Raw genomic sequence first — 16,784 nt, forward strand, 5'->3', positions numbered from 1 at the left:
GCCCCATTCTGCCCTGACCCCGGGTGCGAGCCGGGTGAATCTGGAACCAGCATTCCGTACCGGCCGGACGTCGCGCGCGACTCGGGGTGACGGGTCAACGCGACTCGGCCGGTGATCGAGTCGATCACCGGCCGAGTGCGGTGTTTGCGCTGCCCCGTGCGCGCTACCTGCGCGCGCTCCGCGGGTTTGTCATTCGTCCTGTCAGGGCTTCGGGGCCAGTGACGGTGTGGGGGTCGGTACCGGGGTCGGGGTTGGGGTTGGAGTGGGCTCCGGGGTCAGCGGGACGGTCGAGATCGCAACCGCCGCCGGAGATACAGCCGCGGCCGAAGCGGTAGTCGGCGCCGCAGCCGCAGCCGGGGTGCTGGGAGGCGTCCAGGTGATCGTGACCGCACCGTTGCCGTCGTTGACCGTGCCTGAGTTGACTCCGGCGGTCAGGATGGCGTTCACGACGTCCGACGCGGCGAACGAGCTCCCGCCACCGCCGCCACCGCCGGCACCACCACCGCCGCCGAAGGCGCCGCCGCCACCGCTGCCGCCGCCGCCAGCGAAGTAACCGCCGCCACCGCCGCCGCCCGCGCCACCGCCGGAAGTGGTGGCGGTCGGGTTCTGGCAGGGCGGGACGTACACCCCGTTGCAGGGCAGGTTGCCGGCCCCGCCGATCCCGCCGGCCCCGGCAGCGGCGTCAGCGCCGTCCCCGGCGCAGCGCGGATCGGTCAGCGGGTCGCTGGGCGGGGGACTCCCGGCGCCGTGCCGGCAGGCGTTCAGCCCTCCGATGCCGCCGGCCGTCTGGGTGCCGCCCTTGCCGGAGAATCCGGCGTTGCCACCATCGACCGTGGTCCCGCCGTCGGCGCCGGCGTCACCGCCACCGGAACCGCCGGCCCCGCCGAGCGCGTTGCCCTGGCCCCCGGTGCCGCCTCCGCCGCCGCCGCCCGCGCCGACCAGCATCCGGGTGGACAGGTCACAGGTCAGCGCGGCACATCCCGCCGTGGCCAGACGGACGTCCGAGGAGCCGCCGCCGCCGGAACCGTTACCGCCGTTGAAGGCTGTTCCGCCGTTCGCGCCGGAGCCGTCGCCAGGCCCGCCCGGCACGCCGCCGGTGGACCCACCGAACCCGCCGAGTGCGCCGGAACCGCCGGACGGGCCGTTGCTCATCCCGCCCGAGCGTGAGGCACCGGTGCCGTTGGCGCCCTTGCCCGCCACGTCCACCTGCAGGACCTGGCCGCTCGTGAGGCCTGTCAGTGTCCCGGATGCCTGGCCACCGCTTCCGCCGGGACGTCCGGTGATGTCACCGGTCGGCGAACCGCCATGAGCGGCGTCACCGGCGATGAAGTAGTGCCCGCCCTGGGCGCCGGTGACGACGACCTCGACCGAGCCCACGCCCGCGGGCACCCGGAAGGTGTCCGATCCAACGGAGTGATACGTGCAGGTCAGGGTCGTCGTCCCGGACAGCACACCGGTGCTCCCACACACCGGTGCCGGGGTGATCGCGATCCCCACCGGCCGGTCACCCACGGGGATGGGGGTGCCGGGGGCCTTGGTGGCCAGGTCGATCGGCGTCACGGTGTCGCTGTCGCGGTTGACCGCGTAGGCGGCCACGCCGTCCGGCGTGATCGCGATCGCGAACGGCAGGGTGCCTCCGGTGGTGATGGTGGCACCGGGGGTGTTGGTGGCCACGTCGATCGGCGTCACCACGTTTTCGCGCTCATTGGTGACGTACACGGTTGTGCCGTCGGGCGTGATCGCGATTCCGACCGGGCGGTCACTGACCTTGATGGGGGTACCGGGGGTGTTGGTAGCCACATCGATCGGTGTCACCGTGGCACTCTCGGCATTGGCGTTGTCGGTGACGTACGCGGTTCTGCCGTCCGGCGTGATCGCGATCCCCTGCGGGTTGTTCCCGGCGGGGATCGGGGTGCCGGTGGTGTTGGTGGCCACGTCGATCGGTGTCACCGTGCCGTCGGCGGAGTCGGTGACGTAGGCGGTCCTGCCGTCGGGTGTGATCGCGACACTGTGCGCGTTGTCCCCGACCGGGATGTTGGCGCCGGGGGTGTTGGTGGCGACATCGATCGGCGTCACGCTGTCGCCGACGTTGTTCACCACGTACGCGGTCCGGCCGTCGGGAGTCACCGCTATTCCGAACGGGGACTCGCCGACCGGGATCGCGGTACCAGGGGTGTTCGTGGCCGCATTGATCGGCGTCACCGTGTTGTCGGACCGGTTCGTCACATAGACGGTCCTGCCGTCAGGCGTGACCGTGATTCCCCTCGGGGTCTTACCGACCTGGATCGGGGTACCGGCGGTATTGGTGGCCACGTCGATCGGGGTCACCGTGTTACCGAAGTTGTTGATCACGTAGGCGGTGGCTGCCGCCGGCTTCGGACCAGGCCCCTGGGTCGGCTCCGTTGTCGGGGTCGTCGTCGGTTCCGGTGTCGGCGTGGTCGTCGGTCCCGGGCTCGTTGTCGGCTCCGGGGTTGTTGTCGGTTCCGGCTCGGTCGGGTGCGTGGGCTTGGGCTCGTTGGAGCTGCCCCACGTGATGATCACCTGGCCGTTTCCGTTGTTGACGGTTCCGGTGTTGATACCAGCGGTCAGGAGGGTCGAGCTGATGTTCGCGTTGGATGCGGCGAAGGAGCTTCCCCCGCCGCCACCGGCACCCGCTCCGCCGCCGCCGATCGAGAGGCCTCCGCCACCCGAGCCGCCACCGCCGCCGAAGTAGCCGCCGCCACCGCCGCCACCGGCGCCACCACCTGAGGTCGGATCATCGGGGTTCCTGCAGGGCGGGTTGTGCACACCCAGGCAGGGCTGGTTTCCCGCGCCCCCGACGCCTCCCGTGCCAGCGCTACCGGCGCTGCCATCGCCGCCGAAACGCGGATCGTCGGGCTCGGGAGCGGGCGGAGTCGCGTGCCGCCCGGCGTTGAGACCCGCCGCACCACCCGCGGTCTGGGTTCCACCGCCCCCAGGAGTCCCCGGATGGCCACCGTCGACGATGGCGCCACCAGCGGCGCCGGCGTCACCGCCACCGGCACCGCCGGCCCCGCCGAGCGCATAGCCCTGGCCCCCGGTGCCGCCACCGCCGCCGCCGCCCGCGCCAACCAGGGCTCGAGCCGACAGGCCGCACGTCAACTTTGCGCAGCCGCCAGTAGCGACCCGTACATCCGAGGAGCCGCCGCCGCCGGCACCGTTGCCACCGTTGTTGCTCGAGGTGCCGCCAGCAGCACCGCCGGCGTCACCCTTACCGCCCACGACACCACCGTTGGAGCCGCCGAACCCGCCCGCGGCACCCTGCCCGCCGGACGGCCCGTTGTTCTTTCCACCAGACCGGCTCGCCGCAGTGCCGTCAGTACCCTTGCCGGCGACATCGACCTGCAGCACCTGGCCTGCGGGCAGACCCGATATCACGCCGTACGCACGGCCGCCGGCCCCACCCGGACGGCCGGTGATATCGCCCACCGGCGAGCCACCGTGAATGTCGTCACCGGCGATGTAGTAATGACCACCCTGGGCGCCGACAACCGTGATCTCGACCCATTTTGTGCCGCTGGGAACGGTGAAGGTGTCCGAACCGACGGTGCTGTAGGTGCAGGTCTTCTTGTTGAGGGCACCCGAGCTGCCGCAGGCTTTTTTCGGAGAGCCACCCGCCGGAAGGTCCGGCACGCAGCTGGTCAGCGTCATACTCAGCAGAACACCCAGCACCGAAACAGACCACGCGAATACGCGACGATTACGTATGACGATCATCCCCCTCTGGTAAAACATTCATGAACCATGAGAACTGGCCGGCCCGGCCTCGCCGGCCCACCGCGACGCCGGGCCGCCACCGCCACCGCGAACGCGGCAGCGTTCCGTCATTGCCGGCACTGCCCCCCCGGTGTGGTGCCGGCAGTGAGGTCGTGGATGCCGTGGGGCGTGGCGATCGCCACGATCGCCGCGCTCCTCGGTGAGAAGGTGTGCGCCGGGAACGGCGCCGGCTGTCCCGTGCCGCGCCCGTGCCGTGCGGTGCCGTGCCGTGCCGTGCCCGCACCATGCCATTGCCGGCCGCCGGCCGTTGGCCGCGTATCGCCGGGCCCCTTTTCTTCTTCGTCACGTCACGCGGCGCAGGGCCGGGCGGGCCGTGCTCGCTGCCATGCCCGCCCGGGGTCCGGGGCTAAAGGTGTTTTCAGACTCCGTCGTCGGCGCACAGCGCCCAGACGTCGGAATAGGTGCTCGGCGAGCTTGAGCCCCCGGTATGGGTGAAGGCCGTCCAGTACGCCGCCGTGGTGGTCCCGTCGCTGACCGGGTTGCCGCTCGAATCGCTGGGGAAGCTTCCGTTGAGGTGGTCGCCGCCCGAGCCCGGTCCGGTGAAGTTGGTCGTGGTGACGCTGCCTCCGCTGATGGCGGCGCCCCCACTGATCAGTTTCCCGTCCCCGCCGGAGCAGCCGACGGTCGCCTTCTGGCCGGTGCTCGCCGTGGTCGGGCCGCTCGCCTCGCTGAAGCGGACCTTCACGGTGACGCCGCTGACGTTGATGTTGTTTCCGCTGCAGATCGCATATGCATAGGTGTAGTTGGTGCTGTTGCTGCCGTTGGCCCACCCGACAGCGGTCCAGGAATCGGGGTTGGTCTCACCGTCGGCCGCGGCTTTCTGGCCGTAGTTGTGGGCGGAGTTGTTGAAGGTGGGGAAGCTGGCGATCGGCTTGAAGTTGCCGATGGTGCCCGGGGTGGTGCGCGCGCCGCCGCCGAGCAGGACCGTGTTCGCCGGGCAGGTCGCGGTGACCAGGCCCACCGTCGTCGCGGTGGTGGGTGCGTTGGTCTTGTTCATGACGACCTGGGTGTGGTTGATCAGGTTGCTGGTGAAGCACACCGCGAAGGGCGTGGTGGAGAAGCCGCTGTCGACCTGGCCGCCGCTACCGCCGATCCCGAGCCAGTGCGTCACATCGGTGCCGACGACCCCGGTGGAACCGGTGTATTCGGTGGTGCCGTCGGAGCTGGGTGAGGTGCCCTTCACGTGATTGCCGTTGCCGCTGCCGGTGGCCTGGTTGATCCCACCGCCGGAGATCAGGCCGCTGCTGCAGTCCGCGTGGGTGGAGATCTCGGAGTTGGCACTCGCGGGACCGCTGGTAGCCCCGGGTGTCTTCACCGTGACGCCCACCGTGTTGGCGTGTGCCGCGCCCGGGAAGGCCACGGCCAGCGCGGTGCCCAGGACCAGTGCTGTTGCCGCGGCGTGCTTGCGCACGGACAGATGTGATCTCACGTTGACCTTCGCGTCAGGGGTGCGCGATGCGAGCACATGTGCCCGTCCACACCGGGGGTGACAGCTTCTGCGCTGGTGGAGCGCAGGGCGTGCGACGCTGCACGGGATCCGCAGATACGGAGCCATCGGCGACTATAGGCCGTATTTGCGCAGGACTTGTGGCAGTTGTGTCGACTTGAAGCAAGGAGGTTGCAAGCCGTCGATCAATTGCCCGGAGTTGTCCGTTTTGTCCAGGGTCGCGCCGACGTCAGTCGATGTCCGCGGTCGGATCCACCACGAGATGCCGACCATCGGTGTGGCTCGCGAGGCGTTCGCCATCCGGTACCGGTCCCTGGTGCCTGTGGCACCACGCCAGGCTTGAGGGCAAAGCCAGAAGATCTTCTCCCGGCACCGCCCGCCGGACGGGCGACACCCGCAGAACGGGTCATGTCACCGACTGGGGCCAAGCCCTTCCCGGACGGCGGCTCGGACGAGGCGCACGAGCCAGGTGGCGGCGTTCGTGGCACGGTCGGCGTCGAAGTGCCACACCGTGGTCAGCCGCTCGAAGGAGGGCACGCTCCACAACACGTCCAACATCGCCGCGGCGGTCTCGCGATCCTCGTCCGACCAGCCGTCCGCGGACTCTGTCACCGCGGCGATCAGCGCCGCTCGCCGGCGTTCGTCGGCCGCCGCGAAGGTGGGGTCGTCCTGTGCCGGCGGACTGATCGGGAAGGACGCCAGATAGGTGAACATGCGCCGGATCAGGTCGTCGAACGTATCGAGCTGAAGGTCTTCCAGCTCGATGTCGGCCTCCTCCTCCAGGCGGCGCATCACCGCCTCATGGAGCCGCCGGTCGGTGGCGAAGTGCCGGTAGACGGTGGTCTCGCTGACTCCGGCGCGACGCGCGACCGCCCGCACCGTCAGGTCGCGCCAGTCCCAGCTGGCGAAGCCGTGGACCATCTCGGCGCCGGCCGCGACGATGCGATCACGGGTCTGGGCCGCCTGCTGGCGACGTGTCGGGCTCTCGTACGGGCGCCGCTTCGGCGGGGGTGCGTCCATTTCTTCCGCCGTGCCCGACTCGCCGCGGTCGGGGTCACTCACAGGTGCCGACCGCCCGGCCGTCCGACATCGTCACCCATCCTTGCGCACCGGAGTAGCGGGGGCCGGCGCCGCTGGTCGGCTGACCGCCGATCCCGAACGCGACTCTAGTTGCCTCGTGTCGTGTCGTGTCGTGCCCGCCTTGCCGGGGGCGGCCGGACGGGTGCCTCCCGCGATGGGAACGGTGATCGAGGCTGCGGCAATTCGCGTGTGATGTCTAACGCGAATTGCGCTATGCTGCGTCCGCCGACGATCAGGCTCGCTCTCCCGCCCCGGCTGTGCGACCTGCGACCGGATGTCCACACGAGAGGGGACCGAGATGGAAAGCGCGCCTCCGGCCTTACGCATACCGGCGGACTGGGACGACGTCACCGCGGAGTGGATGACCGCGGCCCTGGCCGCCGCCTTTCCCGGCGTGAAGGTCCGTACGGCGGACCTCGTGCTGCGGGACGACGGCACCAACCGGCGCGCGCGCTTCGCGCTCTCCTACATCGGCGAGCGAGGTCCGTCCGCTGTCTTCGTCAAGGCTGCCGACCCGGCCCACGCGAAGCTCAACGCGATGACCGGCGGACTGTTCAACGAGACCCGGCTGTTCAGCGCCGGTGTGCGGCTACCGCTGGAGCACCCGGCCGCGTACTGCGCCCTCATGGACGAGCCGACACTCGACTTCGTTCTCGTCATGGAGGACGTCACCATCCGAGGCGCGGAGCCTCGAGACGCGACCACACCCATGAATCCCGACCAGGCGGCCGACGCCGTCCGAAGCCTTGCCCGGCTGCACAGTGCCTTCTGGGGGCATCGCCTCGACCGGGAGGACCTCGCCTGGGTCCAGCCCTTCGCGGCGTGGAAGGGGATGCACGGCATCGAGACCGGCCTGCGCAGGGTCGCCGAAACCGTTCCACCGGCGGTCCGGTCCCTCACCGGCGCGCAGATCGAGCAGATGTGGGTCACCTATGTGGGCACCCTGACCGACGGACCCCAGACCCTGCTGCACGGCGATGCCCACATCGGCAACACCTACACCCTTCCCGGAAACCGGGCGGGTTTCCTCGACTGGCAGGTGCTGCGCCGCGGAAATCACGTCATCGACCTGGGCTATTTCGTGCAGAGCGCACTCACCGTCGACGACCGCCGGGCGTGCGAGAGCGACCTGGTCGACGAATACCACCGCGCCCTGGACCTGCCCGCCGAGGAACTGCCGACCCGCGACGGCATCTGGCTCCGCTATCGGGCCTCGGTGGCCCACGGCCTCGCCATCTGGATGGCCACCGCCTCCGCCGACGGATGGCAACGACCAGAGGTGTCCATCCCGCTCGCGCAACGCTACGCGGCCGCGTACGTCGATCTCGACACCGCCGGTGCCCTCGACGCGCTCGCCTAGCCCGATGTCGCCCCGCACCCGCGTCGCCGGTGCGGGTGTTCGGGCCGATGGAGCGGCCGGACGCCGCCGGGCGCGGGGGTACGGCGCGGCGGCGGCGATCGCGGCCGCCGCCGTGCTCGCGGTGACCGCCTGCTCAGGCTCGGCCGGCGACGCCGAGCCACCGGCGGCGACGCCCGCCGGAAGCGCCGCCGCCACATCGCCGGCGGGTGGTGCCACATCCCCTGAGCCGCTCCGGCCGGTGGTGCCCGAGGAGGAGGTCGAAGCCCAGATCAGCCCGGTGTACCGGGGATCGGGCAGCGGAGGGGCGTACACGGCAGACTGCCCCGGCGACCTTCCCAACCAGATGGGCGCCGAAATGAACTGCCTCGCGACCCGCGCCGCGGACAACTCGACATTCAGCATTCACGTCTACGTGTCATCCGTTGACGGCGACCGGACCGACCTGGGCGTCTGGTACTCCGACGTGACGCGGGAGCCCTCCGCCCGCAGGCCGGCAGTCGCACCCTCGTGATCACACCGTGTGAGTGCCGGATGAATGCCATCGGATGACAGTCGGATGAGGGTCGGAGGACGGCGTTGGATATGGCAGGTCCGGTGAGCCGACCGGTACGGGCCCGGTTCCTGGTGGCGCTTCTCCTCCTGTCCGGGCTCGCCGCCTGCGGGTCCGAGGCGGCGGGCGCACCTCATCCGCCGACCGCGGCGCTGCTCAACGCCGCCGGCAGCCAGTCGGTCACCTGCGGGGGAGCCTCGGGTGCCTCGGGTGCCTCGGGCGCGCCTGCTTCGGCCGCAGCCGATGCAGGCGGTCCGCGGGGCCAGGCTCCGCTGCAGCCGTTCTTCACCGACCCGGCGAGCCAGGCGGCCGCCGCGGCCGCGGCGGACCCGGCCCACGCCGATCTGATCGAGCCACTCGTACGGACACCGACCGCCTTCTGGGTCGGAGACTGGCTGCCCGATGTGACGGCGGCGGTGCGCCAGCGCAGCGAGGCCGCGTCCGCGGCCGGCGCCACCGCGGTCTTCGCGATCTACGCGATCCCGCACCGCGACGCGGGCGCGGGCTTCTCCGCCGGTGGCGCCCTGAACGCCGCCTCCTACCGGGCCTTCACCCGCCAGGTGGCCGTCGGCATCGGTCCGAACCATGCGGTCGTCATCCTGGAGTCGGACTCACTCGGCCAGATCGACAGCCTCGCCCCGGCCCTGCAGGAGGAGCGTTACCAGCTCCTGAACGACGCCGTCGACGTCTACGCCGGACTGGGCGGCACCAGCGTGTACCTGGACGGGACGAACTGCGGCTGGACCGCTCCGGCCGCCATCGCCGAACGACTCCGGCGGGCCGGCGTCGCCCGCGCCCGCGGGTTCGCGGTCAACGTCTCCAACTACCACCGCACCGAGGACGAGGTGGCCCGCGGAACCGTCATCTCCGGCCTGACCGGCAACAGCCACTTCGTCGTCGACACGTCCCGCAACGGCCGGGGGCCCGCCGAGGGCATCGAGAACGCCTGGTGCAACCCACCGGGCCGTGGCCTCGGCCCGGCACCGACGACTGATACCGGAAACCCGCTCGCCGACGCTTTCCTCTGGATCAAGACGCCGGGAGCCAGCGACGGGGAGTGCGGTCGAGGCAACCCGCAGGCCGGTGCCTGGTGGCCGGAGCAGGCGGCTGAACTCGTCCGCAACGCGGCCTGACAGGCGGTGATCGGGTATGGATGGCCGCTCGGCGGTCCGTCTGTCCTCGGTCGCGAAAGGCCTACCGCCCGGACCCGCCCGGACCGCCTGGCCGGAAACGGTACGGCCGCTGGAACGCCCGCGGGTATGCCGCTCCCAGATCGCCCACGTTCGTCACACCGGCCGCTTCGACCTTCATCGGTACGTCTCGACCGCTACACCGAAAGGCCCGACGGCCGCCTGCGGGCGGTGGGCAGCAGGGACGGGTACTGGATGAAGTGATCGACCCCGGGCAGGTCCGAGCCGGGAGGCACGATTTCGTCGATGGCGTCGAGCACGTCGTTGCCGAGGTCGACGTCGGCTGCGTCGAGCGCGTCCTCGAGGTGCTTCATGGTCCTCGGCCCGATGATCGTCGAGGTGATCGCGGGATGGCTGGCGACGAACGCCATCGCCAGCTCGGTCAGGGTGAGGCCGGCCTGGTCGGCGACGGCGCGCAGGGCATCCACAGCGTCGAACCGGGCCGGGTCGGCGCGCTCGGCGGCCGAGCTGACCGTGCCCTGCATGAAGGGGCTGGCCGGGTCGTAGCGCGAGCCGTTCGCGGGCTCCTGGCCGCGCTGGTACTTGCCGGTCAGCCAGCCGCCGGCGAGCGGGCTCCACGGGATGACCGCCATCCGGTGCCGCTGGCAGGCAGGCAGCACCGAACGCTCGATCGACCGCGCGAAGATCGAGTACTGCGGCTGCTCGCAGACGAACCGTTCGCTGTTGCGGCGGGCGGCCGCCCACTGGGCCTCGACGATCCAGTCGGCGGGGAACGACGACGAGCCCAGGTAGAGGACCTTGCCCTGGCGCACGAGGTCGGTCAGCGCACCGAGGGTCTCCTCGAGATCGGTGGTCCAGTCGAGCTTGTGGATCTGGAAAAGGTCGATGCGGTCGGTGCCCAGCCGACGCAGACTGCCCTCGACGGCCTGCGTGATCCACCGCCGCGACGATCCCCGCTGGAGCCGGCCGCCCATGGGGAAGTAGCACTTGGTCGCCAGGACCACGTCGTCCCGGCGTCCGGCGACCGCCTGCCCGACGATCTGCTCGGCCTGGCCGCCGGAGTAGACATCGGCGGTGTCGATGAAGTTGATGCCGGCGTCCAGCGCCCGGCTGATCACCCGGGCGCTCTCGTCGGGATCGACGTTGCCGAGCCGGCCGAAGTTCATCGTGCCCAGGCACTGGCTGCTGACCTCGACGCCGGTTGTTCCGAACCTGCGGTATCTCACGTCGCCCCCCGTCACTGGGATAGCTGGATAGCCGGATATCTGGATGGCCGGATAGCTCTGGACAGCTCAGGGGACCTGGACGACGATCCGCATCCGCTGTCAGCCGGGATGCTTCTCGGCGTAAAGCCGAGCCCATTCCTTGCGGGAGCGGATGGCGGTGTCGACGTCCGTCGCGATGGCGCGCCGGGCACCGACGGTGGCCCGCTCGCGGGGGATCTCGGCGAACGGGTCCCAGTTGAAGAACCGGCAGGCGTTCTCCCAGGTGATCTTGTTGATCTCCTCGTCGGTCGCCCCGGCCCCGTTCAGCTCGTTGAGGACGAACTCGGGCGCGTCCGGCCAGATCGAGTCGGCATGGGGGTAGTCGCATTCCCAGGCGATGTTGTCGATGCCGATCTCGCGGCGCAGCTTGAGCGAGGTCGGGTCGGTGACGTAGCAGGCCAGTGAGTGCTCGCGGAACACCTCGCTGGGCAGCCGGCCGCCGAAGTCGCGGCGCAGCCACTTCTGGTTGGTGTAGTGGCGGTCGCAGCGGTCGAGGTAGAACGGGATCCAGCCGATGCCGCCCTCGGAGAAGGCGAACTTCAGGCCCGGGTAGTTACGCATCGCCGGGCCCCAGAGCAGGTCCTGCACGGCCAGCGAGGAGATCTGGCAGGCCAGGATGATCAGGTTGTCGATCGGGCCGTCGGGTGCCAGTCTCAGCGCACCGAACCCGGTGCCGATGTGCAGGCACATCACGGTGCCGGTGTCGGAAAGGGCCTCGAAAACCGGGCCCCAGTAGGCCAGGTCGTGGTAGCTGGGAAGCCCTTCAAGATGTGGCAGTTCGGGCATGGTGACGGCCCGGGCGCCCTTGGCGGCGACGCGGCGGATCTCGTCGACCATCAGCTGCGGGTCCCAGGTGGGCAGCAGCGCGAGCGGGATGAACCGGCCCGGGTAGGTGCCGCACCAGTCGTCGATGTGCCAGTCGTTGTACGCCTGGATCATGACGACCGTCAGGGGGTCCTTGAAGTGGTTCAGGTGCCCGGCCGAGAACCCCGCGAAGGTCGGGAAGCACATCGAGGCCAGAATGCCGTTGCGGTCCATGTCCCGCACTCGGTCATGGATGTCGTAAACGGCGGGGCGCATCTCGGCGAAGCCCGCGGGATCCTTGGCCCATTCCTCCGGTGGCCAGGAGACGACGGCGTTCAGGCCGCTGACACCGGTGACCCGACCCTGGTAGATCCACCTGTCCACACCGGACTCGTCGGTCTCGACGTGCGGGGCCTGGTCGGCCAGCCCGGCCGGGACGTGGTTGGTGAACATGTCGGGCGGCTCGACCACGTGGTCGTCGATGCTCACCAGCACCATGTCGTCGACGTTCATGACCCTCCTCGACGAGTCGGATGGCCCGGCGGTCGTGTCCGGCCAGGCTTCTTGGGGGCGCAGGCCTGCTGCGGTCTGCCGTCGGGTGCGCCGGCGGTTCTCACATCTTTCGGAAATCCCAGCTGGTGACCTTTTCCGGGGTCAGCCGCAGCCAGGCGTGCCGTCCGTCGTAGTGCATCTCGTCGCGGCCGGTGTACTTACGGGCGAAGAGCAGCTCGGGCTTTTCGAGCTCGGGATCCGGCGTGCTGCTCCGGGGAGCCTCTCCGACGCTTTCGAGCTTTCCGCGGAGTTCGACTCCGTGCAGCTCGTTGAAGGCATGCCCGCCGTCCACGAGGACGGCCACCCGCGGGTCGCGGGCGATGTCCGTCCAGCGCTGGCTCTTCACGACCGAGTTGAGCCAGAGCGCGGCGCCGTCCCAGACGAACCACAGCGGAGTCAGATGCGGTCCGCTCGGGCCGGACGTCGCCACCCGGCAGGTCCGCTCCTCGGCGAGGAAGGCATCGATCTCAGCCGGGCTCATGGCGATCCGGCGGCCCCGACGCTGCTCTTTCATCGTCTTCTGTCCCTCGTGAATGTCGAAGATCTGCTGGGCGGTGGGCCTGCGCAGCCGGCCCGGGGCTTCGGCCAGCTCATCGGCCGAGAAGGAATTTCACGACGGGCGTGGCCGGGGGGAAGGACTCGGCGATACCGGCGCTGAAGTAGCCCGAGTCGGCGGTGAGGGTGATGCCGTTGACGGCCGAGGCGGCGTCACTGCAGAGGAACAGCAGCGGGTAGGCCTGCTCCAGCGGGGTCGCGGGCAGGGAGCCCACCTCGGCGCGGTAGTCGGTGCCGAAGCCGAGCCACCGCTCCTCGTTCGCCCGGGCGAGGGGGGTGTCGGTGGGGCCGGGGCAGATCGCGTTGATCCGCACGCCCTGCTTCAGCAGGGGCATCGCCTGGGACGCGACGTAGGCGCAGACGGCCCGCTTGCTCCACATGTAGTCGGCCTTGCCGTGGTCCACCGCCCACTTCGTGGCCTCGTCGAAGTCGGAGATGGCGAGGTACTCGCGCAGCAGCGGCAGGTCCGACTCCCAGCCCAGACCGGCGGCGGAGGAGATGAAGCCGATGGCGGAGCCGCGGGGCAGCAGCCCGCCGGCGAGAAGGCGGTCGATGAGGTAGCGGTGGCCGATGAAGTTGATGCGTTCGATGCCAGGGGTTCCGTCGGCGACGCCGGCGGCGAGCAGCAGGGCGTGGACGGGGCCGCCGAGCCGGTCGACGGCGGTGTCGATGGAGGCGGCGTCGGCGAGATTGACGTGGATGGCACTGGCGCCCGGAAGCGTGACCTCGGCGTAGTCGGCGACGAGCACCTCGGCGCCGGCACTCAGCGCGAGTTCGGCGGCGGCGGCGCCCATGCCGGTGGCACCGCCGACCACCAGGACCCGCTTCCCGTCGAAGCGGAAGGCGTCGAACAGCGTCATGTCAGTGTCTCCAGGCTCTTCGTCGAGGTGCGTGTCACGCGACCACGCCGCGGATCTTCAGATCGAGGACGGCATCCTGATCGAGACCGAGCTCGGCGAGGATCTCGTCGCCGTGCTCGTTGAACAGCGGCGCGCGTCCCGCCGGCGCGGGCTCGTTGCCGTACTGGACAGGGGCGGCGGCGAGGCGGAACGGGATGCCGGTCGCGGTGGTGCACTCCTGGACGTAACCGTTGGCGACGGCCTGCGGGTCCGCGGCGGCCTCCAGGGTGTCCTGGACGACGCTCCACTGGCCGACGAAGCCCGCCAGCCGCTCGCGCCACTCGGCCAGCGGGTGCGCCGCGAAGGTGCTCTCGAGGATGGCGATGGCCGCCCTGCTGTTCGCCATCAGGGCGGCGTGGTCGGCGAACCGGGGGTCGGTCGCGAGATCGGGACGACGGATGACCTCGCACATCGGTGGCCAGTATCGGCCGGCCTGCAGACAGGTGAAGGAAAGCCAGCGGCCGTCCTTGGTCTGGTAGTTGCCGGTGAGCGGGTTGGACCGCGGCGCGTCGGCGGGTGGCGGGGTCCACGGGATGTCGAGCAGCAGGGAGAGAGCGAGGGCCTGGCCCATCGCCCACATGCCGGTCGACATGAGAGAGACGTCGACCTCGGTGGCCTCGCCGGTGCGCTCGCGATGGAACAGCGCGCCCATGATGCCGCCGGCGATGGTCATGGCGCCGATGGAGTCCCCGAAGCCGGGCGCGGGCGGAACCGGGACGTGGCCGTACTCGGGCCGCATGACGCCGACAGCGGCGCCGGCCCGGGACCAGAAGGCCAGCGAGTCGTAGGCGCCTCGGTCGGCTTCGGGGCCGCGTTCGCCCTGGCCGGTGCCCCGGACGTAGATGATGCGCGGGTTGTGGGCGCGGATGTCGTCGACGTCGACGCGCAGCTTGGCCCGCACGCTGGGCAGCTTGTTGGTCAGGAAGACGTCGCAGGTGCCCGCGAGCCGGTAGAGGATCTCGCGGCCGGCCTCGGAGGTGAGGTCGAGGCCCAGGCTGCGCTTGCCGCGGTTGGAGTGCTCCATCAGCACGTGGACGTCCTTGGGCACAACCGCCACGCCGGACGAGGCCAGCGCGCGCATCGCGTCACCGCGCTCGACGTGCTCGATCTTGATCACGTCGGCGCCCCAGTCGGCGAGCAGCGCGGACGCCGCGGGTACGAACGTGTGCTCGGCGACCTCGAGGATCCGCACCCCCTGCATCACCGCGGTCATGTACACGCTCCTGTCTCATCTCCGGTGGCGGCCGCGAGGCACGTCACGGCACGAGACGGTCGACGTGGTAATCGTGGCTGCACACCCACCCCCTATGCGACTAGTGGTCGCTTATCCGTTGGCGAGTATGCGATCGGTGCTCGCATAGTGTCAAGGTGGGCCCGGCGGTCTCGGCAGCGCACCACGTCGGATCGGCGAGCGCAGGCGTATCGGTGGGGTAGGGCCAGCCCCCAGACCGGCGCACCGTCATCGGCGGCGCTGCCGCGGGCGTGGCCTGGGCGTGCCTGACCCCGGTCCGGGCGTCAGCTCACTCGTCCCACCCACGGGTAGGCCGGTCCAGATGGGAAGAGGCGGGACATCGGCCGCCGGACCCGTGCAGTGCGCGGGTCCAGCGGCCGATGCGGCTTCGGCAGTGGGTTCTCGACGGGCTGGATGGGTCGGTTCAGCCGTGGCAGGTGACGGAGCGGAGCAGCTCCAGGTTCACGGCATCGGCCATCGCCTGATAGCCGGCGAGGTTGGGGTGGAGGTTGTCCACCGAGGCGTAGGCCGACCGAAGAACGGACGGATTGGCCGGGTCGCGCAGCGCGGCGTCGAAGTCGACGAAACCGTCAGCGAGCGTCTGGGTGCGGATCCAGGTGTTGATCGTCTGGCGGTGCTGCTCGCTGTCGGGTGCGAGAAGAGTGCCATCGACCAGAGCGTTGGACGCCGGTGTGATGGTTCCCAGCCAGATCTTGAGGCCGGCGGCGTGCGCGCGGTCGATCAGCTGGGTGTATCCGGTGATGAGCTCGTCGGCGGTCGCGCCGCCCAGGCCCAGGTCGTTGATGCCTTCGAGCGCCAGCACACCCGCGGCGCCGGCCAAGGCCTGGGCGTCGACGTCGAAACGTGCGAGGCCGCTCGGACCGGTCTGCAGCGGCTGGCCGTCGGTGAGGAGCTGGTTGCCGCCGATTCCCGCATTGACGACGGAGATCGGAATGCCGCCGGCGTCCAGGCGGCGCTGGAGCCTGTCGGGATACCGTCCGTTCTTGTCCGCCACCGAGGCGTCGGCGGGGATGCTGAGAGCGGTGGCTCCGACGAAGCCGTCGGTGATGGAGTCACCGAACGCGACGACCGCGCTGGTCTGGGCGGGAGCGACCACGTCGACTCCGTTGACGAACAACCAGGCGCCGGTCCGCCCGAGATAGCTCCCACCGGACTCGCGCTGGCTGAGGTCGCCGCTCAGGGAAAGCGAGTAGTAGGACGTCGCGTTGGCGTTCCAGTGCTTGGTCGGCGCGATGTAGATTCCGGGAACATAGAGACTGACCGCCAGCGACTCAAAGGCTGTGAACGTCAGTGCGGCCGGATCGCTCACCACATCCTGGCCGGCGGGAATCGTCACCGAAGTGGAGTTCTGGAAGGTCAGGGGCACGATGTCCCTCGCCGCGGCGCCGTTCGTCTGCACACCGACCGTGACCCGGCCGAAGGTTACCGGAGTCGTGCCGAAGCGGTTCGACAGGTGGATTCGGAGGCTCGATCCGCCGAGGTGCGGAGTCACGATCATCCGGAGCGTCTGGCGGGTCAGGGTCTGCGGAGTCAGGGCGCCGGTGGCGTCCGTGGGCACGATCGAGTCCGTGGGGCTCGCGGCCCAGCTCGCGACCCAGTGCGTCCCGGTGCAGCTCGCCGGGGTCGTCGCGGCCGCCGGTGTAGGTGCCGGACCTAAGCCGAGCCCGACTCCGGCCGCCAGGAACGCCGCGGCCGCTCCGAGCGCGCCTGTCCTCTTTCGTTTGCCTGTGAACACGGCAACTATCAACTCCTTCGCCTCAGGGCAAATTGAATGCGCGGCACTTTCCGCAGTCTTTCGCCTGCGTATGCCGCCGGGCAGTTCAGGGATCATAGGGAGGGAATGTGAGACTCGAAAGGGGGTCGAGGTCTCGCTTGCGGATACTCCGTTGAAGCCGCGCCGGCCGCGCGCTGTGGTTCATCGGAATGCCGACAGCCGAATACCTTCGCCCGGGTGACGCACCGCTGAGGTCTGCTCGTGCGGGTCCGCTGGTCGGCTCGGGTGCCTGGGTGCCTGGGCGCCTGGGAACCGGGGTGCCTGGGTGCCTGGGTGACTGGTCGCGATCCGCGGCGGTCT

General features: G+C 70.3%; 12 protein-coding genes. 3 read left to right on the plus strand and 9 right to left on the minus strand.

The features are described 5' to 3' along the window. Positions 1–201: 201 nt before the first annotated feature. The 3 genes from ACG83_RS47650 to ACG83_RS27410 form a co-directional block, all read right to left on the minus strand. Positions 202–3,669: a beta-propeller fold lactonase family protein gene (locus tag ACG83_RS47650; protein ID WP_304438445.1), complete on the minus strand. Its 3,468-nt coding sequence runs from the start codon at positions 3,667–3,669 to the stop codon at positions 202–204. A 484-nt stretch (positions 3,670–4,153) separates the two neighbouring features. Beyond that, complete coding sequence (locus ACG83_RS27405) at positions 4,154–5,224, minus strand: hypothetical protein (RefSeq protein ID WP_054569191.1); 1,071 nt, start codon at positions 5,222–5,224, stop codon at positions 4,154–4,156. Positions 5,225–5,653: 429 nt separating this feature from the next. Beyond that, entirely contained in the window at positions 5,654–6,262 is a 609-nt protein-coding gene (locus ACG83_RS27410) for a TetR/AcrR family transcriptional regulator (protein WP_054569082.1), read from the minus strand. Between the two features lie 358 nt (positions 6,263–6,620). Between ACG83_RS27410 and ACG83_RS27415 the strand changes: the two genes are divergently transcribed. From ACG83_RS27415 to ACG83_RS27425, 3 genes are all read left to right on the plus strand, one after another. Then, positions 6,621–7,682, plus strand: a complete 1,062-nt coding sequence (locus ACG83_RS27415) for a phosphotransferase (RefSeq protein ID WP_054569083.1) — start codon at positions 6,621–6,623, stop codon at positions 7,680–7,682. A 4-nt stretch (positions 7,683–7,686) separates the two neighbouring features. After that, on the plus strand, positions 7,687–8,193 hold the full coding sequence (locus tag ACG83_RS27420; RefSeq protein ID WP_054569084.1) for a DUF4333 domain-containing protein: 507 nt from the start codon (positions 7,687–7,689) through the stop codon (positions 8,191–8,193). 71 nt (positions 8,194–8,264) lie between these two features. After that, on the plus strand, positions 8,265–9,365 hold the full coding sequence (locus ACG83_RS27425; RefSeq protein ID WP_235498211.1) for a glycoside hydrolase family 6 protein: 1,101 nt from the start codon (positions 8,265–8,267) through the stop codon (positions 9,363–9,365). Positions 9,366–9,559: 194 nt separating this feature from the next. Here the strand turns inward: ACG83_RS27425 and ACG83_RS27430 are convergent, their stop codons facing one another. The 6 genes from ACG83_RS27430 to ACG83_RS27455 form a co-directional block, all read right to left on the minus strand. After that, positions 9,560–10,609, minus strand: coding sequence for an aldo/keto reductase (locus ACG83_RS27430; RefSeq protein ID WP_054569192.1), 1,050 nt, complete (start codon positions 10,607–10,609; stop codon positions 9,560–9,562). A gap of 99 nt (positions 10,610–10,708) precedes the next feature. After that, positions 10,709–11,965 (minus strand): amidohydrolase family protein, encoded by a 1,257-nt coding sequence (locus tag ACG83_RS27435; protein WP_054569086.1) that lies wholly within the window; start codon positions 11,963–11,965, stop codon positions 10,709–10,711. A gap of 100 nt (positions 11,966–12,065) precedes the next feature. Next, positions 12,066–12,518 (minus strand): pyridoxamine 5'-phosphate oxidase family protein, encoded by a 453-nt coding sequence (locus ACG83_RS27440; protein WP_054569087.1) that lies wholly within the window; start codon positions 12,516–12,518, stop codon positions 12,066–12,068. Positions 12,519–12,594: 76 nt separating this feature from the next. Beyond that, a complete protein-coding gene (locus ACG83_RS27445) occupies positions 12,595–13,419 on the minus strand; it encodes an SDR family oxidoreductase (protein ID WP_054569088.1) in 825 nt (274 codons plus the stop codon). A gap of 34 nt (positions 13,420–13,453) precedes the next feature. Continuing rightward, on the minus strand, positions 13,454–14,671 hold the full coding sequence (locus ACG83_RS27450; RefSeq protein WP_054569089.1) for a CaiB/BaiF CoA-transferase family protein: 1,218 nt from the start codon (positions 14,669–14,671) through the stop codon (positions 13,454–13,456). Between the two features lie 442 nt (positions 14,672–15,113). Next, complete coding sequence (locus ACG83_RS27455) at positions 15,114–16,445, minus strand: GDSL-type esterase/lipase family protein (protein ID WP_235498212.1); 1,332 nt, start codon at positions 16,443–16,445, stop codon at positions 15,114–15,116. Positions 16,446–16,784 lie beyond the last annotated feature (339 nt).

The organism is Frankia sp. R43, assembly GCF_001306465.1.
GTDB lineage: Bacteria > Actinomycetota > Actinomycetes > Frankiales > Frankiaceae > Parafrankia > Parafrankia irregularis.